At 61.2% G+C, this 24,569-nt stretch carries 19 protein-coding genes; 9 read left to right on the top strand and 10 right to left on the bottom strand.

Going from position 1 to position 24,569, the window contains the following annotated elements:
* Positions 1-424: 424 nt before the first annotated feature.
* The 3 genes from ACI2KB_RS03255 to ACI2KB_RS03245 form a co-directional block, all read right to left on the bottom strand.
* Entirely contained in the window at positions 425-1,663 is a 1,239-nt protein-coding gene (locus ACI2KB_RS03255; RefSeq protein WP_404631309.1) for an alkaline phosphatase family protein, read from the bottom strand.
* Positions 1,664-1,913: 250 nt separating this feature from the next.
* Positions 1,914-2,630 carry a FadR/GntR family transcriptional regulator gene (locus tag ACI2KB_RS03250; RefSeq protein WP_404631307.1) on the bottom strand — a complete coding sequence of 239 codons (717 nt, stop codon included), beginning with the start codon at positions 2,628-2,630 and terminating at the stop codon, positions 1,914-1,916.
* A gap of 81 nt (positions 2,631-2,711) precedes the next feature.
* Complete coding sequence (locus ACI2KB_RS03245) at positions 2,712-4,460, bottom strand: IlvD/Edd family dehydratase (protein WP_404631305.1); 1,749 nt, start codon at positions 4,458-4,460, stop codon at positions 2,712-2,714.
* Positions 4,461-4,681: 221 nt separating this feature from the next.
* Here ACI2KB_RS03245 and ACI2KB_RS03240 point away from each other — a divergent pair, with 221 nt between their 5' ends.
* The 9 genes from ACI2KB_RS03240 to ACI2KB_RS03200 all read left to right on the top strand — a co-directional run bounded on the left by ACI2KB_RS03240 (position 4,682) and on the right by ACI2KB_RS03200 (position 13,371).
* Positions 4,682-5,995: an MFS transporter gene (locus ACI2KB_RS03240; RefSeq protein WP_404631303.1), complete on the top strand. Its 1,314-nt coding sequence runs from the start codon at positions 4,682-4,684 to the stop codon at positions 5,993-5,995.
* 54 nt (positions 5,996-6,049) lie between these two features.
* Positions 6,050-7,042, top strand: a complete 993-nt coding sequence (gene araD1 / locus ACI2KB_RS03235; protein WP_404631301.1) for an AraD1 family protein — start codon at positions 6,050-6,052, stop codon at positions 7,040-7,042.
* A gap of 248 nt (positions 7,043-7,290) precedes the next feature.
* Positions 7,291-8,871, top strand: a complete 1,581-nt coding sequence (locus ACI2KB_RS03230) for an aldehyde dehydrogenase (NADP(+)) (protein WP_404631299.1) — start codon at positions 7,291-7,293, stop codon at positions 8,869-8,871.
* A gap of 155 nt (positions 8,872-9,026) precedes the next feature.
* Complete coding sequence (locus ACI2KB_RS03225) at positions 9,027-10,352, top strand: MFS transporter (RefSeq protein WP_404631297.1); 1,326 nt, start codon at positions 9,027-9,029, stop codon at positions 10,350-10,352.
* Positions 10,353-10,441: 89 nt separating this feature from the next.
* On the top strand, positions 10,442-10,732 hold the full coding sequence (locus tag ACI2KB_RS03220; protein ID WP_404631295.1) for a DUF5629 family protein: 291 nt from the start codon (positions 10,442-10,444) through the stop codon (positions 10,730-10,732).
* A gap of 254 nt (positions 10,733-10,986) precedes the next feature.
* A complete protein-coding gene (locus tag ACI2KB_RS03215; RefSeq protein ID WP_404631293.1) occupies positions 10,987-12,153 on the top strand; it encodes a lactonase family protein in 1,167 nt (388 codons plus the stop codon).
* 187 nt (positions 12,154-12,340) lie between these two features.
* On the top strand, positions 12,341-12,523 hold the full coding sequence (locus ACI2KB_RS03210; RefSeq protein WP_404631291.1) for a hypothetical protein: 183 nt from the start codon (positions 12,341-12,343) through the stop codon (positions 12,521-12,523).
* A 429-nt stretch (positions 12,524-12,952) separates the two neighbouring features.
* On the top strand, positions 12,953-13,144 hold the full coding sequence (locus tag ACI2KB_RS03205) for a hypothetical protein (protein ID WP_404631289.1): 192 nt from the start codon (positions 12,953-12,955) through the stop codon (positions 13,142-13,144).
* Positions 13,141-13,371: a hypothetical protein gene (locus ACI2KB_RS03200; protein ID WP_404631287.1), complete on the top strand. Its 231-nt coding sequence runs from the start codon at positions 13,141-13,143 to the stop codon at positions 13,369-13,371. The genes ACI2KB_RS03205 and ACI2KB_RS03200 overlap by 4 nt, the downstream gene beginning before the upstream one ends.
* A 179-nt stretch (positions 13,372-13,550) precedes the next feature.
* Here ACI2KB_RS03200 and ACI2KB_RS03195 read toward each other — a convergent pair whose 3' ends face one another.
* From ACI2KB_RS03195 to ACI2KB_RS03165, 7 genes are all read right to left on the bottom strand, one after another.
* Positions 13,551-17,192 (bottom strand): AAA family ATPase, encoded by a 3,642-nt coding sequence (locus ACI2KB_RS03195; RefSeq protein WP_404631285.1) that lies wholly within the window; start codon positions 17,190-17,192, stop codon positions 13,551-13,553.
* Positions 17,189-18,445, bottom strand: a complete 1,257-nt coding sequence (locus tag ACI2KB_RS03190) for an exonuclease SbcCD subunit D C-terminal domain-containing protein (protein WP_404631283.1) — start codon at positions 18,443-18,445, stop codon at positions 17,189-17,191. Before ACI2KB_RS03190 ends, ACI2KB_RS03195 begins: the two co-directional genes overlap by 4 nt.
* Positions 18,446-18,654: 209 nt before the next feature.
* Positions 18,655-20,340: a BatD family protein gene (locus ACI2KB_RS03185; protein WP_404631281.1), complete on the bottom strand. Its 1,686-nt coding sequence runs from the start codon at positions 20,338-20,340 to the stop codon at positions 18,655-18,657.
* Entirely contained in the window at positions 20,337-22,076 is a 1,740-nt protein-coding gene (locus tag ACI2KB_RS03180) for a VWA domain-containing protein (RefSeq protein ID WP_404631279.1), read from the bottom strand. The genes ACI2KB_RS03185 and ACI2KB_RS03180 overlap by 4 nt, the downstream gene beginning before the upstream one ends.
* Positions 22,073-23,140 (bottom strand): vWA domain-containing protein, encoded by a 1,068-nt coding sequence (locus tag ACI2KB_RS03175; protein ID WP_404631277.1) that lies wholly within the window; start codon positions 23,138-23,140, stop codon positions 22,073-22,075. Before ACI2KB_RS03175 ends, ACI2KB_RS03180 begins: the two co-directional genes overlap by 4 nt.
* Positions 23,133-23,627 carry a DUF4381 domain-containing protein gene (locus ACI2KB_RS03170; RefSeq protein WP_404631275.1) on the bottom strand — a complete coding sequence of 165 codons (495 nt, stop codon included), beginning with the start codon at positions 23,625-23,627 and terminating at the stop codon, positions 23,133-23,135. Before ACI2KB_RS03170 ends, ACI2KB_RS03175 begins: the two co-directional genes overlap by 8 nt.
* A complete protein-coding gene (locus tag ACI2KB_RS03165; RefSeq protein WP_404631273.1) occupies positions 23,624-24,568 on the bottom strand; it encodes a DUF58 domain-containing protein in 945 nt (314 codons plus the stop codon). Before ACI2KB_RS03165 ends, ACI2KB_RS03170 begins: the two co-directional genes overlap by 4 nt.
* Position 24,569: the final 1 nt, after the last annotated feature.

Genomic DNA, 24,569 nt, shown 5'->3' with positions numbered 1-24,569 from the left:
CACGCGCACAGGCGTCATGAGTGCGTCAGTTAGACGACAGCTAAACCAGGGCATACGAAAACCTCGCCCGTTCAAAGGCGATGTACGACGTTCTTGAGTGAGGCGCAGGACTGAGAAGGCTGGGCAACGTCCCGTCTTGTTGAAATACAGCAGCAGTGATCTAGGCAGGAGAAAACGATCACAGGTCTACGCTAGGCGCCAAGCCTTTTAGTGTCAATGACCTGCGAGCGCTGAGAGATTGGCGTCGGTTAATCGACACGGGATTTTGACGCGATGAGTGGTCGGCACTTCAGGGAACGAAAACTAACCTGTTCATTTTTCAGCGTTTTTGCAGAGCGATTGGCGGCTGCAGCGACTGGCTATCAAGCGTTTTAAGGTTAATTGGCCTCGTGTTAAGCAGAAAATAATATAAGCACCCGGTCCGTTATTGCGCTTCTCCGCGCTTGGTCACCGGTTCAGAGACCAGCCTCGAAACAGGAACGTCATTGAGCACGACGGTGTAGTTCAACTGGCCAATGGGCTGCGGCAGGTCGCTGTCCAGGTATTCATGGGAGGAGTCGGTGAGTTTGGCGATCAACTGACCCGAGCGGTAGATGCGCAATGGCTGTTTGCTGCCTTCGTTGACCCGCCATTGCAACAGGACGCTGCGGTTGGCGCTGTTCAGCGTGGCCGTGAGTTGCCGCACGCCGAGCGGGCCGATCAGGGGCACACCATCGATGCCATAACGATCGATGTCGCTGTTGATACCCATGTGGGCAAGAATGGTGGGCGTGATGTCGGCCACACTGGCGACGCCGTACAAGCCGTCCAGCCCCGGCGCGATGGGGTCGGGAACGGGCTGTGCCAGTTCGGCGTTGGCGGGCTTGTTGAGGGCGATGAAGGTGATCTTTTCGCTGCGGCTTTGCTCGCCGTGGTCGAAGCCGTCCGGTGGGCGTCTGCCGTGGTCGGTGGTCAGGATCACCAGCCAGTCCTCTTCAGGATTTTCCTTCTCTCGCTGACCCAGCGCGGCGAGTATCTGCGCGACTTGCTGATCCGAGTGGACGATCGCGTCCTGATAATGCGGCCCGAAACCGTTCTCGTGCCCGGCGCTGTCGGGTTGGTCGAGGTGCACAAAAATGAAATCGAAATTGCCGGTGCGCAGTTCCTGAACGGTGCGGTCAGTGGCGCACTGATCATCACCGCCGCACTTGACTCCCAGTTCGATGAAACCGGCGCTGATGTCGTCGACGAAGTTGTCGTTGATGGGGTTCCAGCTGACGATGCTGGCGCTGTGGCGAGTCGGCGAGGACAGGCTGATCAGCTTGAACAGGCTGTCCGTTTTGTTGCGCAGGCTGCTGTCATTGCTGGAGATGCGATGACGGTTGGCCCAGGCGCCGGTCAACACCGTGGCCCAGCCAGGGCCGCTGAGGGTGGGTTGTTGCGTCGAACTGCCGACGATCCCGCCTGTGTAACTCATCGCCGGATGGAACTGGCCGATCACCGGAGCTTTGCCGGCCTCGATGGCGTGTTTGAGTTGTTCGTATTGCACGCCGTCGATGCCGATCAGCAAGGCTTTGTGCCGGTGAAAATCGACGTCATTGCCCATCAGCATGTTTTTGAGCAGCAGCGCGGCCAACAGCCCCAAAAGCAAGCCTATGCCGCACAGCCTGGCGATCGGATACATGTTGAGCCTCATTTTTTGCACTGAGGTCGCGAGCAATAAGGCATGGATAGGCGACGGGTCCGTGTCGATTGAAGATCGGGATCTATTGGTTATAGCGGAGATTTGGCGAGGTGGGAGGGCGGCAGCACTCTCCCCTGTGGGCGTGAGCTTGCTCACGATTAGGGATTGGCCGTCACGGAGGCAGTGACTGACATGACTGACCCTATGCCATCGTGAGCAAGCTCACGCCCACAAGTAATGTGTCGAGCGGCTACAAACCTTTCCCCAACACCACATTCAACGCATTGCGCGCATCGTCCAGCTGCACCAGCGTCGCATGATGGGCGCCGAGGGCGTCGCGGTTTTCGATAGCGGTGAGAATCGCCTTGTGTCGGGGCAGCGCCAGTTCGTGCAGGTTCGGCCGCTGATTGGAGTGTTTCAACGCCTCACGCAGTGCCAGCGACAGCATGTTGCACAGGTGCGCGAGCAGGTCATTGTGGGTGGCGTCGGCGATGCGGCTGTGGAAATCCAGGTCGGGTTGCAGCACGTCTTCAACGGTCGGCGCAGCGGCCATGCGATCGTAGGCCTCGCCAATGGCGGCGACTTCAGCCGGGGTGGCGTGCTGAGCGGCGAGGGCAGCGGCAGCGGGTTCGATGATGCTGCGCACGCTGGTGAGCAGGGCGAAGAACTCGTTTTGCGGCGAGCTTTGCATCAGCCAGTGCAGCACGTCAGGGTCCAGGATGTGCCATTCGCGGCGCGGCTTGACCACGGTGCCGACGCGAGGACGCGAATACACCAGCCCCTTGGCCACCAACACCCGCGTCGCCTCGCGAAGAACCGGGCGACTGACCGCGTATTCCTCACACAACAGTGCTTCGGCGGGGAGCTTGTCGTCAGGCTTGAAGCGGCCTGAGACGATCTGCATGCCGATGTCCTGAACGATGCGCGAATGCATGCTTTTGCGGTCTGAGGGCTTACGGTAATCCATGGGGCGCGAGGCAATCCTGAGCGATGAGTGCGGCGCATCATAGCAAGTTACGGTGAGGGTGCGTTTGCGTGATAGCGGTGATCAATGCGAATGCCGCGGCACTTCCGATCCGCGTGTGCCTACCAGGAAGTCGAAATCACAACCCTGATCGGCCTGCATCACATGGTCGATGTACAACTGGCGATAGCCACCGATCAGCGTGTTCTGCGGCGCTTGCCAGTCGGCCAGACGAGCGTCGAGCTCTTCCTGCGGAATGTCCAAATGCAGTCGGCCAGTTGCGCAGTCCAGTTCGATCCAGTCGCCTTCCCGCACCACCGCCAATGGACCGCCCGCTGCGGCTTCCGGCGCGACATGCAAGACCACGGTGCCGTACGCCGTGCCGCTCATGCGCGCGTCCGAAATCCGCACCATGTCTGTCACGCCTTGAGCCAGCAGCTTGGCAGGCAGGCCCATGTTGCCCACTTCGGCCATGCCCGGATATCCCTTCGGCCCGCAGTTCTTCATCACCAGAATGCTGTTGGCATCCACGTCCAGATCCGGGTCGTTGATTCGCTCTTTATAAATATCGAAGTTGTCGAACACCACCGCACGCCCGCGATGCTGCATCAGCGCAGGCGTTGCAGCGGATGGCTTCAGCACCGCGCCCAGCGGTGCGAGGTTACCGCGCAGCACGCAGATACCACCGTCGGCCACCAGTGGATTGTCGATGGCGCGGATGACTTCGTCGTCACCGTAGATCGGCGAGTTCTGCACGTTTTCCCACAGGGTTTTGCCGTTTACGGTCAGGGCTTCGGGGTTGGGAATCAGGTTGTTCTCACCCAAGCGACGCAGTACGGCAGGCAAGCCACCGGAGTAATAGAACTCCTCCATCAGGAAGCGCCCCGACGGTTGCAGGTCGACGAGGGTCGGCGTGCCGCGCCCGATGCGGGTCCAATCGTCCAGTTCCAGGTCGACGCCGATGCGCCCGGCAATGGCCTTCAAATGGATCACCGCGTTAGTCGAACCACCGATGGCGGCGTTCACGCGGATGGCGTTTTCGAAGGCTTGTTTGGTGAGGATCTTCGACAGGCGCAGGTCTTCGTTGACCATTTGCACGGCGCGCATGCCGGACATGTGGGCCAACACGTAACGGCGCGAATCCACGGCGGGAATGGCGGCGTTGTGCGGCAGCGAAGTGCCCAGCGCTTCAGCCATGCAGGCCATGGTCGAGGCGGTGCCCATGGTGTTACAGGTGCCCGCCGAGCGCGACATGCCCGCTTCGGCAGAGAGGAATTCGTCGAGGCTGATCTGGCCTGCCTTATAGGACTCGTGCATCTGCCAGACGATGGTCCCGGCGCCGATGTCCTTGCCTTTGTGCTTGCCGTTGAGCATCGGACCGCCGGTCACGACGATGGCCGGTACGTCACAGCTCGCGGCGCCCATCAGCAGGGCGGGGGTGGTTTTGTCGCAACCGGTCAGCAGGACCACGCCGTCGATGGGGTTGCCGCGAATCGCTTCTTCCACGTCCATGCTGGCCAGGTTACGCGTCAGCATGGCGGTCGGACGCAGGTTCGATTCGCCATTGGAGAAAACAGGGAATTCCACGGGGAAACCACCGGCTTCGATGACGCCACGTTTGACGTGCTCGGCGATGGTGCGGAAATGGGCGTTGCACGGGGTCAGCTCGGACCAAGTGTTGCAAATGCCGATGATGGGCTTGCCCTGGAATTGATGGTCGGCGATGCCCTGGTTCTTCATCCAGCTGCGGTACATGAAGCCGTTCTTGTCAGCGGTCCCGAACCATTGGGCTGAACGCAGGACAGGTTTTTTGTTGGACTGGGAATCAGACATAAATCAGCACTCTTATTGTAAGACTTAATTTTTATCGTGCTGACTAAAATAGGCCTAAAAACGCTTGGTGTGAAGTGTTGAAACGTTAAATAGTAATACTATATAGTCGTCTACCATCGAGGGACGATCCTGCCAGCCGCGCATTGCTATTCACCGGCACACACGAAGTCAGAGGCGATCCCCGAGCCTTCCATAACAAAAACAACGTGGAGACCGCTTGCATGAGCCAGGAACTCAGGCTTATTCGCCGCATCACCTTGAAACTCATCCCGTTTCTGATCCTGCTGTACCTGATCGCGTACGTGGACCGCTCCGCCGTGGGCTTCGCCAAACTGCACATGGGCGCAGATGTCGGCATTGGCGACGCGGCCTACGGTCTGGGCGCGGGGCTGTTCTTCATTGGCTACTTTCTGCTGGAAATCCCCAGCAACCTGATGCTCGAACGCTTCGGCGCGCGGCGCTGGTTCGCGCGGATCATGATCACGTGGGGCGCGATCACCATGGGCATGGCCTTCATTCAAGGCCCGACCAGTTTCTATGTGATGCGCTTTCTGCTCGGCGCGGCCGAAGCGGGGTTCTTTCCCGGCGTCCTTTACTACATCACCCAATGGTTCCCGGTGCGCCATCGCGGCAAGATCCTGGGTCTGTTCATCCTCTCGCAACCCATCGCCATGATGATCACAGGTCCCATTTCCGGTGGCCTGTTGGGCATGGAAGGCATCGGCGGCCTGCACGGCTGGCAGTGGCTGTTCCTGTGCATCGGCGCGCCTGCGATCCTGCTGACCTGGCCAGTATTGCGCTGGCTGCCTGATGGCCCGAAAGACGTGAAATGGATGGACCCCGTCGAGAAGGAATGGCTGGCCGGTGAGCTGCAACGCGACTTGGCAGAGTACGGTCAGACCCGCCATGGCAACCCGCTGCATGCCTTGAAAGACTCGCGGGTTTTGCTGCTGGCGCTGTTCTATCTTCCGGTGACCCTGAGCATTTACGGCCTGGGCCTGTGGTTGCCGACCTTGATCAAACAGTTTGGCGGCAGCGATCTGGTGACCGGCTTCGTTTCCGCCGTGCCTTATATCTTCGGCATCGTCGGCCTGTTGATCGTGCCGCGCAGTTCCGACCGCCTGAATGACCGTTACGGCCACCTGGCTTTCCTTTATGTGATCGGCGCGTTGGGCCTGTTCTTCAGCGCCTTCCTGAATGCCCCGGTGTTGCAACTGGCGGCGCTGTGCCTGGTGGCATTCTCGCTGTTTTCCTGCACCGCGATTTTCTGGACGCTGCCGGGCCGCTTCTTCGCCGGGGCCAGTGCTGCTGCGGGCATCGCGCTGATCAACTCGGTGGGCAACCTGGGCGGCTACATTGGGCCGTTCGTCATCGGCTGGCTGAAGGAAATCACCGGCAATCTGGCTACCGGTCTGTACTTCCTCGCGGGCGTGATGGTGTTTGGGTTGATTTTGACCGGCGTGGTGTACCGCGTGTTGGAGCGCAAGCACGTATTGCCGGAAAGCGAATTTTCGTCCAGCGCCCGTTCGCGGTAACCGTGGTCCGCGCGTTGTAGGAGCGTGGCATAGCTCATAAAGAGGAGTCTTCACATGCATTTGGTTCAATTCGAATTGGGTAACGGCCAGCGTCGTGTCGGTCTGGTCGACGGTGCGCTGGTGCGGGAAATTCAGGGCGCGACCAGCACCCGCGAGCTGGCGCTGACGGCCATCGACAAAAAGACTTCCCTGGCCGAACAGGTCGACAGCCTGGGCCTTGGCGACAGCCACGATTACTCGCAACTGCGCGCTGACCTACGCATCCTGCCGCCGCTTGACCACCCGGACCCGGCGCACCTGCTGGTCAGCGGCACCGGTTTGACCCATCTGGGCAGTGCTTCCGCACGCGACAAGATGCACCAGCACGGCACTGACGAAGCAGCCATGACCGACACCATGCGCATCTTCAAATGGGGCATCGAAGGCGGCAAACCGACAGCGGGGCAAGCGGGGGTGCAGCCGGAGTGGTTCTACAAGGGCGACGGCAGCATTGTCGTGCGCCCGGGGGAGGCCTTCCCGCAACCGCCGTTCTCAGAAGACGCTGGTGAAGAACCCGAACTGAGCGGCCTCTACGTGATCGGCAACGACGGCAAACCGTATCGACTGGGCTTCGCCATCGGCAACGAATTTTCCGACCACGTCATGGAGCGCAAAAACTACCTCTACCTCGCCCATTCGAAACTGCGCGCCTGTTCGTTCGGCCCTGAGCTGCGCGTGGGCGATCTGCCGCAACATCTGGCGGGCACCAGTCGCATCCTGCGCGACGGCCAAGTGCTGTGGGAGAAGGAGTTCCTCAGCGGCGAGGCCAACATGTGCCACAGTCTGGAAAACCTCGAATACCACCACTTCAAATACCGCCAGTTCCTGCGTCCGGGGGACGTGCACGTGCATTTCTTCGGCACCGCGACGCTGTCCTTCGCGGATGGCATCAAGACCCAGCCGGGGGATCATTTCGAAATCAGCCAGAGCGAGTTCGGTGCCCCGCTGATGAATGGCATTGCGGCGACCGAAGCGGTGTTTGAGCCGGGTGGGATTACCCAGCTTTAACACGTATGCGCGGGACCTGTGGGAGCCGACTTGCTGGCGAATGCGGCCGGCCCGTCGCGTTGACGGTGCCTGACACACCGCCTTCGCCAGCAAGCCGGCTCCCACAAAGTTCAGCGTCGAACTGGAGATTTGGATTCGGCGTAATCCTTGTGGGAGCCGCCTTGGTGGCGAAAGCGGTTGGCCAATTAACACGGAATCTCCCACAGACCGCCGTTTGCCTGACAACCTTGCATCGCAGGACCTGACCTATGTCTAAGATTCTTGGCCACAACTTCATCAACGGCACCCGCAGCGCTGCGGGCACCATCATCGTCTACAGCGTCGACGCCAGCACCGGCGAAAACCTGCCCTACGACTTCTATCAAGCGACGGTGGAGGAGGTGGACGCCGCCGCCAAAGCCGCCGCTGCTGCCTATCCTGCCTACCGCTCGCTGAGCGCAGAAAAGCGTGCGCACTTCCTCGACGCCATCGCCGACGAAATCGACGCGCTGGACGACGATTTCATCGCCACCGTGTGCCGTGAAACCGCGCTGCCCAGCGCGCGCATTCAAGGTGAACGCGGGCGGGTGACCGGGCAAATGCGCCTGTTCGCCAAGGTGCTGCGTCGGGGCGATTTCTACGGTGCGCGCATCGACTTGCCGCTGCCGGACCGCAAGCCCGCCCCACGCCCTGATTTGCGTCAATACCGCATCGGCCTCGGTCCGGTCGCGGTGTTCGGCGCCAGTAACTTTCCACTGGCATTTTCCACGGCAGGCGGCGACACCGCATCAGCGCTGGCCGCTGGATGTCCAGTCGTGTTCAAGGCCCACAGCGGCCACATGGCAACAGCGGAAATCGTTGCGGGCGCCTTGCTGCGCGCCGCCGAAAAGACCGGCATGCCCAAAGGCGTGTTCAACATGATTTACGGCAGTGGGGTTGGCGAGTGGCTGGTCAAGCACCCGGCGATTCAGGCGGTTGGCTTCACCGGTTCGCTCAAGGGGGGCCGCGCGCTGTGCGACATGGCCGCCGCGCGTCCGCAACCGATCCCGGTGTTCGCGGAAATGTCGAGCATCAATCCGGTGATCGTTCTGCCCCAGGCGTTGGGCCTGCGCAGCGAACACATCGCCACGGAACTGGCCGCTTCCATCGTGCAAGGCTGCGGGCAGTTTTGCACCAACCCCGGCCTGGTGATCGGCTTGCGCTCGCCTGCGTTCAGCGACTTCCAAAAACGCCTTGCCGATCAGATCAACGATCAGCCGCCGCAAACCATGCTCAATGCAGGCACGCTGGGCAGCTACAGCCGGGGTCTGAAAGCGCTGCATGCCCACTCAGGTATCGAGCATCTGGCAGGCAGCGAACAGCAGGGCGATCAGGCCCATCCACAGTTGTTCAAGGCGGATGTCAGCCTGTTGCTCGAAGGGGATGAATTGTTGCAAGAGGAAGTCTTCGGCCCGACGTCTATCGTCGTCGAAGTGGCCGATCAGGCCCAGCTCACTGAGGCCTTGCTCGGTCTGCATGGCCAGCTCACCGCGACCTTGTTGGTGGACGGCGATGACTTGCAGCGCTTCAGTGAACTGACTGGGCTATTGGAGCAGAAGGTAGGGCGCATCCTCATCAATGGCTACCCGACGGGCGTGGAAGTGGTGGACTCGATGGTTCATGGCGGCCCGTACCCGGCGACCTCCGATGCTCGGGGTACGTCGGTCGGCACGCTTGCCATCGACCGCTATTTGCGCCCGGTGTGCTTCCAGAACTACCCCGACAACGCCTTGCCCGACGCCCTGAAAAACGCCAACCCGCTGGGGATTCAGCGGTTGGTGGATGGGGTGAATACCACCGCCGCCATCTAGCGCGGCTACATGATCGTTCCCACGCTCCGCGTGGGAATGCCGCTCAGGATGCTCCGTGTCCCGGTGACGCAATGCGTTCCCACGCGGAGCGTGGGAACGATCATCAAGCGCTTGAAACACCGACACCCGCCATAACAATAACCGAGGTGCGCCCCATGACCGCCAACGCCATCCCGCTGGAACAGCTCGACTCCGACGCCCTGGAAGACCGCATCTACCGCAAAGTCAGTTGGCGTATCGTGCCGCTGTTCATCTGCTGCTTCCTGTTCGCCTACCTGGACCGGGTCAACATCAGCTTCGCCAAGCTGCAAATGGCCAGCGATCTGGGTTTCAGCGAAACCGTTTACGGTCTGGGCGCGAGCCTGTTCTTCGTCGGCTATTTCCTCTTCGAAGTCCCCAGCAACGTGCTGCTGCACAAGATCGGCGCGCGAATCTGGATCGCCCGGATCATGGTCTCCTGGGGCATCGCATCGGCGTGCATGATGTTCGTGCAGACCGAATTCTGGTTCTACACCCTGCGTTTTCTGATCGGTGTGATGGAAGCGGGCTTCGTTCCCGGCGTGCTGTATTTCTTCACCCAGTGGTACCCCAGTACGCGCCGGGCACGGGTCAATTCCTACTTCAAAAGCTCCATTTGCCTGTGTGGGATTGTGGGAGGTCCAATTGCCGGGCTGATACTCGGTCACTTCGATGGCGTGATGGGCATGGCCGGGTGGCGCTGGTTGTTTCTGCTGGAAGGCATTCCGTCTGTGCTGCTCGGCGGCGTGGTGTTCTGGCTGGTCAAAGACCGTATTGAAGACGCACCCTGGCTCAGCGCTCAGGAAAAACAGGTCGTGCTGTCGCGCATGGCCAGCGAGCCGCAGCCTGCTGCGTCGCAGAAGGTCAAAGATATCTGGAAACACCCGACCACCTACGTCATGTCGGCGATCTACCTGTGCCTGGTCATGGCCCTGACCGGCCTGTTGTTCTGGATGCCGCAACTGATCAAGAGCGCGGGTGTGGTGGACACCATGAACATCGGCCTGCTCACGGTCATCCCCTACGTGGGCGCGGTGATCGGCAACCTGCTGATTGGCGCCAGTTCTGACCGTCATGGCGAGCGCCGCTGGCACATGGCGGGCTGCGCGACTCTCACGGCGATCGGCTATCTGGTCTGCGCGCTGGCGCCAGCGCAACTGCTGCCGTTGATGATCGGTATGACCCTGATCATGACCGGCATCATCGCCTGGATGCCGATCTTCTGGACCATCCCGCCACGCTTCCTCACGGGCATCGCCGCCGCAGCGGGCATCGCCCTGATCAACTCGCTGGGCCAGCTCGGCGGCATCATCGCGCCGTTCATGGTGGGGCGGATCAAGGACCTGACCGGCACGGCAACGCCTGCTTTGTTCGCCCTGTTTGCCGTGAGCGTGCTGGCGATTGCCTTGATCGTCTGGGGGATTCCGGCTCGGTATTACGCCAAGGAGGCTGTGCAGGGCTGATCAACCGGTCAAGGTCATCGGGCGCCGGTCGTACACGACGGCGTCTTTTGGCCTATCATTCGCGCTTTCAACCGATGCGAACTTCTGCCATGACCACCGCCTCCCAAACCCTCCGCGCCGCCCTGCAAACAGCCTTGACCTCCCACGGCATGCTGGAAATCGACGGTCTGCACGCCTTCGAATTCACGCTGGACGAGATGTTCCAGGTCGAGAGCATGGACGGTCGCGAGCGCAAAGTCTGGCGCTTCTCGCTGGCGCAGGTAGACGCCGCCGAATTCGATAGCACCTTGCAAAGCTGGGTCATCAACGATGGCAACGCCGACCACCGCATCGTGGTACTCGAAGCGTTCTCGGCGGGGGATGACGAGGAAGACGAATAAGCATCCGCCACCATTCCTGTAGGAGCGTGGCTTGCCCACGATCGGCGACGCAGTCGTCGTAAAAGCTACGCACGCGGTGTTTCAGGCACATCGAGTTCGATGATTTTGCGACTGCTTCGCAGCCGTCCGCGGGACAAGGCACGCTCCTACAGTTCCGCTGTGCCTGAATGGCAACTACGTTGCGCCAACCGCTGTCATACCCCTGATTCCCGCGTGAACCACGCGCCAACAACTCCAACAACGAGATCACTCCCATGACTCCCAAATTCCTGCCCTGGCTGGTGCTCGCCAGCAGCCTTACCGCTCTTTCCGTTCAGGCCAATACCATGACCGATTACGACGTGCTGGTCGGCGCCTACACCGCTGGCAAAAGCGAAGGCATCTATCGCTATGGCTTCAATACCCAGACCGGCCAGCTCGACGCCACGCCGCGTCAGGTGATCAAAAGCGAAAACCCCTCCTGGCTGACCCTCTCCAAAGACCAGCGCCATCTGTTCGCCGTCAATGAAAACGGCCCCGGCCAGACCGACGTGGTGGGCAAGGTCAGCAGTTTCGCCATCGACCCGAAAACCCACGCGGTCTCCTTCATCAACCAGATCGAGAGCAAAGGCGAGGAGCCGACGCATTCCAACCTGAGCGCTGACGGTCGTTTCCTGTTCGTCGCCAACTACGCCGTTCATCCCGATCCGGGCGGTTCGCTGGCGGTAGTGCCTGTAGGCAAAGACGGCAGACTCTCGCCCGTCGTGCAAACCGCGACTCATGAAGCCAGCAAGGTCAACCCGGAGCGTCAGGCGTCGTCTCATGTTCACTCAGCGGTCCCAACGCCTGACGGCAAATACCTGATCGCCATGGACCTGGGCGCCGACAAGATGTTTGTCTTCAGCTACGACGCCAAACAGACCCAGCCCCTCAAACCTGCGAAAGTGCCTTCGGTCGACCTGCCACCGGGCAGCGGCCCGCGCCATTTGCTGTTCAGCAAAGACGGCAAGCACGCCTGGCTGACCCTGGAAATGAGCGCGCAAGTGGCCGTGTTCGATTACAAGGACGGCGTGTTCAAACGCACGCAACTGGTGGATCTGGCAAAACTGGAGGGCCAGCAATACCGCGCAGCCGGTGGCCTGCACACCTCGCCAGACGGCAAATTCCTCTACGTCGCCAACCGTGGAGAGGTCAACGAACTGTTGGCGTTCAGCATCAACGCCGGCAATGGCCAATTGAAGGAAATTCAGCGGCGTTCTGTGGAGGGCAAGGAACCACGGGAATTCGCTTTCGACCCCAGCGGCCATTTCGTGCTGATCGCCAACCAGAAAAGCAACCAGATCGTCACCGTGCGTTTCGACCCTAAAACCGGTCTTCTGGGCGATACCGTGCAGAAAATCGACGTCGATTCCCCTTCGGATTTCCGTTTTCTAAGCCATTGAACACTGCCAGTGACACATTGACGCAGGCTGCAGCCCCCGAAAATCAAGGGCTGCAGCCATGTATTAATTGGCGTGATATGGGCTAGTGCCAGAAAAGATTTTTTCTGAAAGCGTCTCGGGCGTAACTTTCATTCCACGGCCACGACGGTCAAGACTTGAAACGAAACACGACACCGAGGTACGCATCATGAACTTCAATCTCTTCTCCATCATCGCCGCGTCTGCCATCTCCGCTTCGGTTGCATTGCCTGCCAGTGCCAGCGTTGAAGTTGCAGAAAAGAAAGTTGCATCGACCCAGAGCTACACCCCGAAATACCTGCAACAAAGTGCCAACTTCTACGCGGCTCTGGATCATAAGACTTCGCAATGAATCACTCTGAACCGATGAATCCATTCCCCAGCCACGACGTACACGGCACTGGGGAATGGATTTAAGAGAACGGAAGTTTCAATCGCTGCATGTTTCATCTTGCTCGATGTTGAAAGAACGCTTTCGCGAGCAAATTCGCCTTCTACAGGTTGATGCGACCCACTGACCACTGCGTGTCAGGCCATGCATCAAATGTCGGCGAGCTTGCTCGCGAAAGCGTTGAATTCCCTCCCTTTGATCCCCGTCTGCTGAATAAGCGACGGGGATTTTTTTATGCGCAGCGTTCCCTATGGGCATCAATCTATCGGGCTAATTGAAGTGCTAAATAATCAACGCGCCTAATGTTTTGAATCGCTCCACATCGTTTTTAATTAATAGTCACTCCGGGCATTCTGGCCGCCATTAAAGAAACATCCCGGAGCACTTACCATGGCCACTGCCATTCTTCATTCACTTAAACAAGGCGCTTATACCGCCATCGCGTTGTATGTCGTTTTCATCGCAGTGGTGACTGTCGTCAGTCTGAATCCACACTTGGGCGAGCCTTCATCGGTGTCCGAGCCTTCGTCGGTCGTTGCGCTGGAGCGTGCAGCGGATCAGGCGAAAGGACGGGCGTCGTGAAAGGCATCAATTTCTGGGTGATTGTGTTTTTTGCCCTGATCAACAATGGCTGCTCGTTATTGGGGCATGGCGAGGGATCGGTGGGTGGGGTGGCGCGGAGCATGGAGTTCAAAACCGAAGTAGCGCAGGACATAGAAATGTTGCGCGCACAGCGGCTGACCGCGGGCAACCCGCCACCGAAGCATGGCGAACTGTTCTCGCCGATGTTCCAGTGGTCGGTGGTTTAGTTGTTCACCCAGGACCGCTTCTGGCCGAAGGCCGTAGGAGCGCGACTTGTCCGCGATCGGCTGCGCAGCAGTCGTAAAACCCGGCGGCTCAATTTGCCTGACGCTGCGGTGTAGCTGATTTTGCTGCCGATTCCCGGCAGATCGCGGGCAAGCGCCGCTCCTACGCCCTACGAGCAGAATCAAGTCACCTCCAGCGTACTCAACCCATTGCCCTGACGACGCACCTGAATCTGCACCGGAATCCGTTCATGCATTTCCTGAACGTGGGAAATGACTCCGACCTTACGGCCTTGGGCCTGCAAGCCGTCCAGTGCATCCATCGCCAGTTGTAGCGACTCGGGATCGAGGCTGCCGAAGCCTTCGTCTATGAACAGCGATTCGATGCGCAAGGTGCTCGACGCCATGGATGCCAGACCCAACGCCAATGCCAGCGACACCAGGAAGGTTTCACCACCGGACAGCGAATGGACCGAGCGCAGTTCGTCGCCCATTTCGGTGTCCATGACCAGCAGGCCTAGCAAGCTGCCGCCGCGCTTGAGGCGGTAGCGGCGCACCAGTTGCTTGAGCTGGGCGTTGGCGTGATGCACCAGCAAATCGAGGTTGTAGGTTTGGGCGATCTTGCGGAAGGTGTCGCCGTTGGCCGAACCCACCAGTGCACTGATGCGGCCCCAACGCTGATATTCGGATGAAGCGGCGGCGATGCGTTCCTGCAACTCGCTGCTGGCGTTGCGGCGACGATCATCCTCGCTGATGTGCGCGCGCAGGTCGGCGCAGGATTGGTCATGGGTTGCTGTGAGCGACTGAGCCTCGTCCAGCGCCGTCAGCAGTTGCTCGGCATCGCTGAAGTCGCTGTGTTGGGCCTGATGCTGTTGCACCTGCGCTTCGCGTTCCTGCACCAGTGTCTTCGCTTGCTCCAGTGCCTTTTCGCTCTGTTGCAGACGCTGGCGCAACTGCGTGACGTCGTCATCGCTCAGGGTCAACAGGGCGTCGAGCGCGGCGTCATCCAGCTCGCTGTGCTGAGCGCGCCACGCTGTGATCTGACCGTCAAGATCGGCGATTTCCTGTTCCAGCGAGCGCAGACGCTGTTGTTCGCCTTCCAGTTCAGCCGTCAATTTGATCAAGCCGCTACGAGCCTGCTGCAAGGCCTCGGCAGTGGCGGTCTGAGCCTGACGCGCCTGTTCGACCGCCTGTTCCAGATGCTGCTGCCACTGCTCGGCGCTGGCGTGTTCGCCCAGGATTTCTCGCAGGCGCTGCTGCACCGCGTGCTGTTGCTGTTGGCGGCTGTCGACCCGTTGTTGCAGGTCTTGGGTGTGCTGCTGACGGCCTTGCTGCGCGAACTGCTCGCGCTCGATTGTCTGCGCTCGCTCCGCATGTTCCTGTTGCTCGTCCTTCTGTTGGTCGAGCTGCCGAATGCGCTGGGCAATGTCGTTGTCCAGTTGAATGAAACTTTCGGTGGCCGACTCGCGCCATGCCGCCAGGCTCTCGCTCGGCAACAAGGGTTCAAACTCTTGAAGCGCCGTTTCGAAGGTCTGGTTATCCAGCGAAATGCTGCGCTGTTGATCATCCAGCAGTTTCATCGCTTGCTGACTGGCTTCACGGGCGTCCTGGACCTGCTGTTGCAGGGCTTCGGCGTCACGCTGCACTTTCAACAGTCGGGCCTGGCGTTGTTCGGCGGTGAGCACGTCTTGCGCCAGTTGATGCAGACGCTCGCTCAGCCAGTCGCTGCGTTGGTGCTCGGGTTGTTCGAGCAGGCGAGGGTACAGCGCATGGGCTTGCAGGTCCGGGGTCAGCTTCTGCAACTGCTCGGCGAGTTGATCGAGCTGCGGTTTGGATTGTTTGAGCTGATTGTTCAGTTCACTCACCTCGGCCCGCAATTCGGCGAGTTGTTCGCTGAGCTGGCTGACCCTCTGGCGCGCTGCGGTTTCTTCGCTGTCGTCGTGACCCGACAACGCTTGCAGCAACGCATCGGACTGGTGATACGGATGCTCTTCACTGCCGCAAACCGGGCAGGGCTGCTGATCCACCAGTTGCTCGCGCAATTGCTCGACGCTGGCGCTGCGGGCCAGCCGCTGACGTTGCAACAGCTCGAGCGTTACCTTGAGCGCCTGTTCGGCAGCTTCATGTTCGCTTTTGAGTTGAAGCCCTTTGGCGATGCCTTGGGCGCGGCGCTCGGTGGCCTGTTGCTGCTGCGTCTGCACGTCTTGCAACCGGATGGCGATGTCCTGATGCCGTTGCCACAGGCGCTCCAGCGCGTCACTGGCGCTGTGCTGCTGGCGGCTGTCTTGCAACAGTTGCCCGAGCCGTTCGATTTCCTGGCTCACCGCGTCGGCCTTGACTTCGGCATCGTCATACAGCGCCTGCAAGGCCGTGCGGCGTTCACTCAAGGCCTGTTCGGCACGGGTCGAGGCCTGTTCCAGGGCAGGCAGTTCTTCGCGGCCTTTGTTCAGGCGGGAACTGACACGCACGATTTGTTGCAGGCGAGGGGCGTATGCGCTCCAGGATTTACTCAGCTCATCAAGCTCTCTGCTCTTTTGCAGTTGCTCGGCGATGGCTTGCAGGCGTGCTTCGACTTGGTGCTGTTTTTCGGTCAGTTGATCGAGCGCGAGTTGACCGTCCTGACTCGCTTGCCCGGCGACACGGGCCTGCTCATTGAGCTGTTGCAGCTCGTTGTTCAGGTGATTGAGCTGAACCTGCTGCTCAAACGCCTCGCTCAGCGTCGGTCTGGCGGCCTGTTGCTGCTCCTGAGCCTGTTGCAATGCGTCTTGATCGGCAGCGACTCTGGTTTCCAATGCCGAAAGATTTGCCTGCGTGCTGGATTGTTCCTGAATGTGCGTTTGAATCTGCACAGCCAGCGGTGAGCGCTGATTGTCGAGTTTCTGCCGCTGACCGAACAGGTGACGCTGCGGCGCGAGCCGTTCCAGGTGGGCCAACTGCCGCCGTTCGGCGCTTTGTTGATCCCAGGTCTGCTGCGCGCCGACGAGCTGCTCGTTGGCGGCCTGATGGCTGTCACGCAGGCGATTCAATTCGCTCAGCCATTGCTGTTTCAACTCCAATTGACGCAGTTGCGCTTGCGCCAGCTTCAGTTGCTGTTGCGCACCGGCGAAACGCTGCTCCAGTTCCGCGCGCTGTTCAGCGTCCAGCGGTGTCAGGTTGCCCGCCTGCGCATTGAGCATTTTCAGCGCCTCTTCGGCTTCCTTGCTTTTGCTGTAGGCGCGACGGCCCAACTGGCTGTAGATCGCGGTGTCGGTAAGCTTTTCAAGCAGTTCGCTGCGCTCGCGGTCATCGGCCTTGAGAAAGGCGCTGAATTCGCTCTGTGCCAGCATCACCGCACGGGTGAACTGCTCGAAGTTCAGGCCCAATCGGGCTTCGAGCAGGGTTTTGTATTCGGTCTTGTTCTGGCTGCTGAGGATTTGGTCGCTGTCCAGATCGGTGAGGGTCTGGCGACTCAGTTGCAGCTTTTTCGTGGCGTTGTCGCGGGCGCGGTTGGTTTCCCAGCGCGCGCGATAGCGACGTTTGTCGATGCCGACGAAATCCACTTCGGCATAACCGCTCCCCGTGCCGCGACGCAGCAGATTACGCGGGTCCGCAGTGCTGATGTCGCCGTCGATTTCCGGCACCCGGGACTGGCCGACATTGTTCAATCGCGGGATCGCGCCGAACAGCGCAAGACACAAGGCGTCGAGCAAGGTGCTCTTGCCCGCGCCCGTAGGGCCGGTGATGGCGAACAGGCCCGCACTGGCCAGTGGTTCGGCGGTGAAATCCAGTACGAACGGCCCTGCCAGCGAGGCCAGATTTTTCAGGCGAATGGCGAGGATTTTCATGGCTGTTCGCCCTCCGGTTGTCCGTCTGCCAGTTGCACCTCATGCAGCAGGGTAGCGAAGTCCTGCAGGGTCTGTTCGTCCACTTCGCTGCCGTAGCTGTCGAGCCAGGCGCGACTGAACAGTTCTTGCGGGCTGAGCTGATCCAGCTCGATCAGGTCGCGCTCATCCTCATCGTTGCGCGCGCCTTTACCGGCGTACTCGGCGCCGATGCGCACCAGCCGTACGGCCTTGTTCTCCAGTGCGGATTCGATCTGGTTGCGCAGGTCAGGTTGTGGCTCGTCCAGTTTCACCCGGACCTCAAGCCACGGCTGACGATCAACGTCGGCGAGCAGGTCGATGTCCGGCAACGCCTTGAGTTGCAGCAACAGATCAGCCAGTGGCGCCGGGCCGATGCGTTGCAGGTTGACTGCACGCGGGATCCGCATCGGAGTGACGCTGGTCAGCTTGTCGCCCTCGGTCTCGATTTCGAGGATCTGGTGCTGGTAGCCGATTTCCGAAAACGACAAGGGAATCGGCGAACCGCTGTAGCGAATCCGGTTTTCGCCGTTGACCTTCTGCGGCTTGTGCAGATGGCCAAGAGCGACGTAGGTGACGCTTTTGTCGAACAGGCTGGCGGGCAGGGCTTCGGCGTTGCCGATGATCAGGCTGCGTTCGGAATCCTCCGAGACCGAGCCTCCTGCCATGTGGGCATGGCTGATGGCGATCAGAGGCTGGCCTTTCTTGCGTTTTTCCAGGGCAGCGGCGATGAGCTTTTCATGCACCTGCGCGATGCCTCGCAGGTAGTTGTCACCCAGCGTCGGACCGGTGACTTCCGCAGGGCGCAGAAACGGCAGCGCCAGGCACCAGCCCAGCACTTTGCCCTTGAGGTTGGTCAACGGCAGCAGCAACCGGTCAACGTCGAGCACGCCGTCGTCCAGCCACAGCACACGGCCCAGCGCGTGGGTGCGCAAGCGGCGCATCAGCGGGGCGGGCAGTTCGATGCGCGAGCCGGAATCGTGGTTGCCCGCGATCATCACGATGGTCAGTTGCGGGTTCTGTTCGTGGGCGCTGACGATGAAGTCGTACAGCCGCTCCTGAGCTTTGACCGGTGGGTTGACGGTATCGAAGATGTCGCCTGCGATCAGCAGCACATCGGGGCTGCGTTCGAGCAGGCGGGCCAGCAGCCATTTCAGAAAACTTTCGTGTTCGAAGTCACGCTCCTGGCCATGGAGGTTCTGGCCCAAGTGCCAGTCGGAGGTGTGGAACAGACGCATTGAATTACCTTGTATAAAGCGGTCGTCGCGATGTTGTAGGAGCGCGCTTGCCCGCGACAGGGCCGTGTCAGGTCGTATTGATGTCACAGACAGACCGCAATCGCGGGCAAGCGCGCTCTTACAAAGAGCATGCGTCGATCAGATGTTCAGATCGTTCCCACGCTCCGCGTGGGAATGCCGTGTCGGCCGCTCTGCGGCCAGTTGTTCATTCACTTCGGGTACAACGGCGGCAAACTGTCCGCGCCGTTGGCATCCACGGGTTTTTCCACGGCAGGCAGTGCCTTGACCGCTTTCCATAATTCGTCGCCCAGCCACAGTTTGCCGGTTTCGCTGTAGAGCGCGCCGTTCAAGCCGTCCAGCGCATCGGACAGCGGCACGAAACGCGCCGCCATGTCGGCCAGGGTTTCCGGTTGTTGACGCGCCCAGGCGTCGAGGGCCTGACGGGTGGCTTGCGGGTCGTTGGCCGCGCTGGCGCGTTTGAGGTCATCCAGCACCGTGCGCGGGCTGGGGCCGGGCTGCGTGGTGCGGGTCAGCGCCGGTTGCCAGCGCGCCCGCCACCAGAGGCCGAAGCCCAGCAAGGTAGTGAACGCCAGCAGCACGGTGCTCAACTGCCACGGCCACACGGGCGGGCCAATGACCGTGACACCCGCATTGTCGCTGACCGGCATGTCCACGGCCAACGCCGGATTGGTGCTGACTTGCAGAGTTCGCGCAGGCAACGAGCTGTGTTCCAGATGATCTTCCAGCGTGTTCCACCAGACCACGTCCACCGCCGGAATGTCGATGGCGCCCGGACGATTGGGCACCAACGCCTCGCGTTCTTCGCGACTGCCCACCAGCCCCCGTTCGTTCGCCTGATTGCTCAATTGCGGCTGATCAGGGTAACGGCGCAGGGCGCTGACGTCGGTGGCGGGCAGCGGCGGCAGTTGCGCGCTGGACAGCCCTTCGGCAGTGACTACCAACGTGCGGGTCAGGGAGTCGCCAATCTGGGTATGCGCCGGGTCCGGGCTCCAGCTTTCGCTCAGGCTGATGCTGCGCGCGGGCAGCCAGGGCGTGTTGGCCGGGTAGTGCGCGGGTTGCGGCTTGACCTTCAACGTCAGTGGATCGGAAGTGACGCGCATCAGTTTGCCGGGTTTGGGACTGGTCGCCACGGCAGGCTGACTGGTGGCGGCCGCCTGACTGACTTCAGGGATGTCCTGCACCATGGTGGCGCTGAAGGCTTGCGGCGGGATGGTCAGATCGCCGCTTTGCTGTGGGTACAGCGCGTAACGCATTTCGATCACGCCATGGCGAATGCCGTTGATCTGTTTTTCATAGGTGCGCGTGTCGCCGAGTTTTTCGATGCGTACATCCGGCACTTGCAGCGGGCTGAGGTTGCTGTCATCGAACAACGAGACCGAGTGATAGACGCGCACCGTCAACACCGCCTGCGCCTGCACGTAGACGGTGTCCTGATCCAGACTCGCTTCCATGAACACTGGCGCCAGCTTCTGTTCCTGCGCCTGCCCGGACGCTTCGACCTCCACCACTTGCAGGGTGATCGGTTGGCTGACCAGTTCGCCGAGTTTGAGCGGGGGAATCTCGATGGAGCCGCTGTGACGCGGCATCAGGGTGATCAGCCAGCGCGTGGTGGCGTGAACATTGCCCTCCAGCGTGGTAAGGCTGTTGAGCTGTCGGGTGTCGCGGACTTCGAAGTCGGCGTCCAGCGCGCTCATGTCAGGTTTGCCGAACAGGGTCGCGTCGTCGGATTCCAGGGTCAGTTCGACGGTTTCCCCGGTGTTGACCCGCGTGCGATCAACGCTGGCCTGCAGCGTGTCGGCAGGCGTGTCGGCGCGCGCCACAAGGGCGAGCAGGCACAACAGCCCGGCGAAAACCACAGAGTGCACACGATTCATCGGGTTTTTTCCTGATGTTGCTGTTGTTCATACCAGAATTTGCGCCGCAACAGTTCGCCGGGCTCATCCGGGATCTGCCGCAACCACTGTTCAAGCGCCTGACGTTGTTCGCCGCTGATGTGACTGTCGGCGGGGCGCGTCGGTGCGCGGGTCGGTTCGTCTGCATCCGGCGATGTGTCTGCGGCATCGCTGGCGCCGTTGGCGGCAGACATCGCCTGCGAGCTGTTGGCGTTGTCGTCTTCGTCGTTTTGCACCGGGGCCTGTTGACTGGACGACGTTTGCTCGGCGTTGTCCGGGTTCGGCTTGTCGGCGTTCTCGTCGGTTTCGTTCTTGCCTTTGCTGGCATCCTCGGCGGCGGCCTGTTCGTTCTGTTGCTTCATTTCTTCGATCAGGGCCTTGTTCGCCGCGGCAGCCGGGAAATCCGGCTGGCGTTCGAGTGCCTGTTCGTAGGCGTCGATGGCCGCGTCCAGCTCACCACTTTTGGCCAGCGCGTTGCCCCGATTGTAATGGTCGGCGGCGGTATTGCCCTGGGCAAAACGCTGAGCGGCAGCCGCGTAGTCACCCGCTTCATAGAGCGCGATGCCTTGCCACTGGATGTCCTCGAAACGCTGCGCTGCTTCGGCAGGGCGATGACGTTGCAGCAGGCGTTGGCCTTGTTGGTCGGGGCGTCGCCATAAATCCTGAAACTCGAAGGCGTAGCTGGGCTGGGGCAAAAACATCAACAGCGGCAGGCACAGGATCCAGCCGCGACGACCCGCGCAGGCCGCCAGCAGCAATAACGGCAACAACAGCCAGTAGCCCTGATCGGCCCAACTGTCGAGTTGCAGCGTCTGACCCTGACTGCGAAGGTCTTTCGGGCCGTCGAGCAGGCCCAGTTCGCGCAGGTCTTCGTCGTCCAGACGCAGCGACGTGTAACGACCGCCTTCGGACTCGGCGAAGTCTTTGAGGCTGGCGCTGTCCAGACGCGGCACGATGATCCCGCCCTGAGCGTCCTTGAGGAAGCCGCCTTTTTCCTGAGTGACCGGCGCGCCTTCTGCTGTGCCGACCCCCAGCATCAGCAGTTGAGGTGCATGGCCGGTCATGGCCTGGCGGATGCCTTGCCGCTCGGTTTCGCTCAGCGACGAGCCGATCCACAGAATGCGGCCCAGCCCCAGATCGCCCTGTTTGAGCAGGTCCAGTGCCTTGGTCACCCCCAGATCTGCACGCTGACCGGCTTCGGGCATGATCGACGGACGGATCGCGTCCAGCAGGTTTTTGCTGGTGCCCAGATCGTCTGATAGCGGCACCAGTGTGTGGGCGCTGCCCGCGTAGACGATGATCGCCGTTTGCGAATCGCTGCGGGCTTGCAACAGATCCAGCAACTTGCGCCGAGCCTGCTCCAGGCGTGACGGTGGGCTGTCGGCGGCGAGCATTTCCGGTGTCAGTTCCAGCAGCACCACCACGGGGTCCACGGGGCGTTGACTGGTTTGTTCCACCCGTTGCCAGCTCGGCCCGAGCAGGGCGAGCAACGCCAGCAACCAGCCCAGCGCCAGCGCGATCCACGGCAATTTGCTTTCTCGCCCGTTACCGCCACTGAGCAGCACTGAATGAAAGGCGCTCGGTAGAATCATTTGCCAGCGACCGACCCGCTTTTGCCGATGCCACAGGCGCCAGATCAACCAACCCAGCAAGGGCAGAATCAACAGCCAGCCGGGGCGCAGCCAGTGTGGCCAGGCGGCAAACCACGAACTTATCATCGACGCCTCCGCAGCCGCTTGAAGCGTTGACGCCATTGCGGGCCTTGATGCAGCACCGGCTGGCGGGCGAGGAAACGGTACACGGGGTTGTGCGGCCAGCGCTCGTGAATGACCAACACAATGCTCAGCAGCAAGGCGATCGCCAGTGGCCAGTGATACAGCGCCAGGGCAGGACGGGCTTGGGTCGGTTGTTGAGTCACCGGTTCGAGGGCGTCGAGGGTCTTGCCGATCTGCGCCAGTTGCGCGCCGTCCCGAGCGCGGAAATATTGCCCGCCGGTGATTTCGGCGATTTCCCGCAGCGCAGGTTCATCCAGATCCAGGCTCGCGTTCAGCCCCAGAATGCTCGTTGCGCCCTTGTCGGGGTCGGCGCCGATGCCGATCGGGTAAATTTTCACGCCTTCGCCCGCCGCCAGGCGAGCGGCGGTGGCAGGGTCGATTTGCCCGGCGTTGTTGGCACCGTCGGTGACCAGAATCAACACGCGACTTTGCGCCGGACGCAAACGCAGGCGCTTGAGGGCCAGGCCGATGGCGTCGCCGATAGCGGTGTTCTTGCCCGCGATGCCGATGCGTGCTTCGTCCAGCCAGGTGCGTACGGTCTTGCGGTCGAAGGTCAGTGGCGCCTGCAGATAGGCCTGACTGCCGAACAGGATCAGGCCCACGCGGTCGCCTTGTCGGTGTTCGAGGAAGTCCCCCAGCAATTGCTTGACCAGCGTCAGACGACTGACTTCGTCGCTTTGCCAGACCATATCCGGGTAGTCCATCGAGCCTGAGACATCCACCGCTACCAGCAGATCGCGCCCGCTGGCCGCGACGGGCAACGGATCGCCCAGCCATTGCGGGCGGGCGGCGGCCACGAGCAGCAACAGCCACAGGATCACGAATGGCAACTGCCGACGCCAGCCGGGCAGATGAGCGCGGGCACGGCGACCCGCCAGACCTTCCAGTTCATCGATAAAACTGACCTTGAGCGCGGCTTCGCCACTGTCGGCCACTGGCAGCACGAAGCGCAGCAGCCACGGCAATGGCAGCAAGGCAAACACCCACGACCAGGCGAACTCAAACATGTTTGCGAATCCAGGTTTCGACCGACTGGGTCAGGCCGTTAATGGCCTTGTCGTCGAGTTTGCATTCGGGTTTGTAGGCGCCTTCGACGAGCACCATCCAGCGCGTGAGGCCCGCCGCCGGGCAGCGGTTGTCAAGGAATGCCAGCCACTTGCGGCCGTTCAGGGTGTGACTCTGGGCATGAGGGTAATCGTTGCGGCACAGGCGTTTGAGCAGGCCGTTGATCTGTTGCAGCCAGGCGCCTGCCGGTGCGCCGTCATAGGGTTTGGGCATCTGCGCCAGTTCCTGAAGCGCGGCCTGACGGCGCGGGTCCAGTGGCTGCTCGGCCACTTCCTTTGCGGCTTTCTTCGGCAGCCACACCCGCGCGCGCCACACGCCGTAGCCGAGCAGCGGAATCAGGATCAGTAACATCCACCAACCGGACGCAGGGGGCCAGGCACTCACGGGGGGCGGCAGGATCATCGGTTGCAACTGGTCCAACTGGCTCATTTCTGTTTCACCGGCTGGTTCGCGTTGAGGTAATCGCGCAGTTGCTCGACCATTTCCTGCTGGGTGTTCAGGGGGATCATCAGCACCCGCAGTTTCTGTGCCAGCAATTCCCAGCGCGCCTGACGGGCTTCGCCTTGAGCACGGTAGGTCTGACGGAGGTCCGAGTTGAGGGTGTCGAGTTCCAGCCGCGCGCCGCGATCATTGAAACGCAGCAGCCCGGCAGCGGGCAGCGCGTGATCCAGTGGGTCGGACAGAGGCAACAGCAGCAGGTCGCAATGGCGTGAAAGCAGCGCCAGTTGTTGCTCGGCGGAATCGGACAGCGTGCGCTCGTCACACAGGATGAACACCAGGCTGCCCGGTCGTAGCACTTCACGCGCCCGACGCAGCGCCACGCCGAAGGTGTCGCGGTCGGCCACGGCTTCGGTGTGCAGAGACTGATTGGCTCGCACCAGCCGGTTGAGCAGCTGCAACAGGCTTTGCTTGCTGCGCCGAGGCTTGATTTCGTAATGCTGGTTGTCACCGAACACCAGGCCACCCACTCGGTCGTTATGGCCCAGCGCTGCCCAGCCGATCAACGCCGCCGCCTGCGCCGCCAGCACTGACTTGAACATCAGCCCCGAGCCGAAGAACAGCCGACGGCTCTGCTCGACCATGATGAAGATCGGCCGCTCGCGTTCTTCATGGAACAGTTTGGTGTGCGGCTCTTGCGTGCGGGCGGTCACGCGCCAGTCGATGGTGCGTACGTCGTCGCCCGCCTGATACACCCGCACCTGATCGAAGTCGACACCTCGACCCCGCAGTTTGGAGTGGTGCAGGCCGATCAGCGGACTGCGTCGACCGGGGGATGAGAACAACTGGACTTCCCGCACGCGATGACGCATCTCGATCAGCTCGGCGAGGCTGATGCGGATGCCCGGTTGGGAAATCTGATAGGGCTGCATG

This window comes from Pseudomonas sp. NPDC088444, assembly GCF_044900175.1.
Classification (GTDB): Bacteria; Pseudomonadota; Gammaproteobacteria; order Pseudomonadales; family Pseudomonadaceae; genus Aquipseudomonas.
The sequence above is the reverse complement of the archived record's forward strand: the minus strand, read 5'-3'. Positions and strand labels throughout refer to the sequence as shown.

Bases quoted from the DNA above. Each gene is read 5' to 3' on its own strand.
- ACI2KB_RS03195 (WP_404631285.1), bottom strand. From the start codon at position 17,192: ATGAAAATCCTCGCCATTCGCCTGAAAAATCTGGCCTCGCTGGCAGGG.
- ACI2KB_RS03185 (WP_404631281.1), bottom strand. From the start codon at position 20,340: ATGAATCGTGTGCACTCTGTGGTTTTCGCCGGGCTGTTGTGCCTGCTC.
- ACI2KB_RS03230 (WP_404631299.1), top strand. From the start codon at position 7,291: ATGTCTAAGATTCTTGGCCACAACTTCATCAACGGCACCCGCAGCGCT.
- ACI2KB_RS03240 (WP_404631303.1), top strand. From the start codon at position 4,682: ATGAGCCAGGAACTCAGGCTTATTCGCCGCATCACCTTGAAACTCATC.
- ACI2KB_RS03220 (WP_404631295.1), top strand. From the start codon at position 10,442: ATGACCACCGCCTCCCAAACCCTCCGCGCCGCCCTGCAAACAGCCTTG.
- ACI2KB_RS03190 (WP_404631283.1), bottom strand. From the start codon at position 18,445: ATGCGTCTGTTCCACACCTCCGACTGGCACTTGGGCCAGAACCTCCAT.
- ACI2KB_RS03180 (WP_404631279.1), bottom strand. From the start codon at position 22,076: ATGATAAGTTCGTGGTTTGCCGCCTGGCCACACTGGCTGCGCCCCGGC.
- ACI2KB_RS03210 (WP_404631291.1), top strand. From the start codon at position 12,341: ATGAACTTCAATCTCTTCTCCATCATCGCCGCGTCTGCCATCTCCGCT.
- ACI2KB_RS03250 (WP_404631307.1), bottom strand. From the start codon at position 2,630: ATGGATTACCGTAAGCCCTCAGACCGCAAAAGCATGCATTCGCGCATC.
- araD1 (WP_404631301.1), top strand. From the start codon at position 6,050: ATGCATTTGGTTCAATTCGAATTGGGTAACGGCCAGCGTCGTGTCGGT.
- ACI2KB_RS03170 (WP_404631275.1), bottom strand. From the start codon at position 23,627: ATGAGCCAGTTGGACCAGTTGCAACCGATGATCCTGCCGCCCCCCGTG.
- ACI2KB_RS03255 (WP_404631309.1), bottom strand. From the start codon at position 1,663: ATGTATCCGATCGCCAGGCTGTGCGGCATAGGCTTGCTTTTGGGGCTG.
- ACI2KB_RS03225 (WP_404631297.1), top strand. From the start codon at position 9,027: ATGACCGCCAACGCCATCCCGCTGGAACAGCTCGACTCCGACGCCCTG.
- ACI2KB_RS03205 (WP_404631289.1), top strand. From the start codon at position 12,953: ATGGCCACTGCCATTCTTCATTCACTTAAACAAGGCGCTTATACCGCC.
- ACI2KB_RS03175 (WP_404631277.1), bottom strand. From the start codon at position 23,140: ATGTTTGAGTTCGCCTGGTCGTGGGTGTTTGCCTTGCTGCCATTGCCG.
- ACI2KB_RS03165 (WP_404631273.1), bottom strand. From the start codon at position 24,568: ATGCAGCCCTATCAGATTTCCCAACCGGGCATCCGCATCAGCCTCGCC.
- ACI2KB_RS03215 (WP_404631293.1), top strand. From the start codon at position 10,987: ATGACTCCCAAATTCCTGCCCTGGCTGGTGCTCGCCAGCAGCCTTACC.
- ACI2KB_RS03245 (WP_404631305.1), bottom strand. From the start codon at position 4,460: ATGTCTGATTCCCAGTCCAACAAAAAACCTGTCCTGCGTTCAGCCCAA.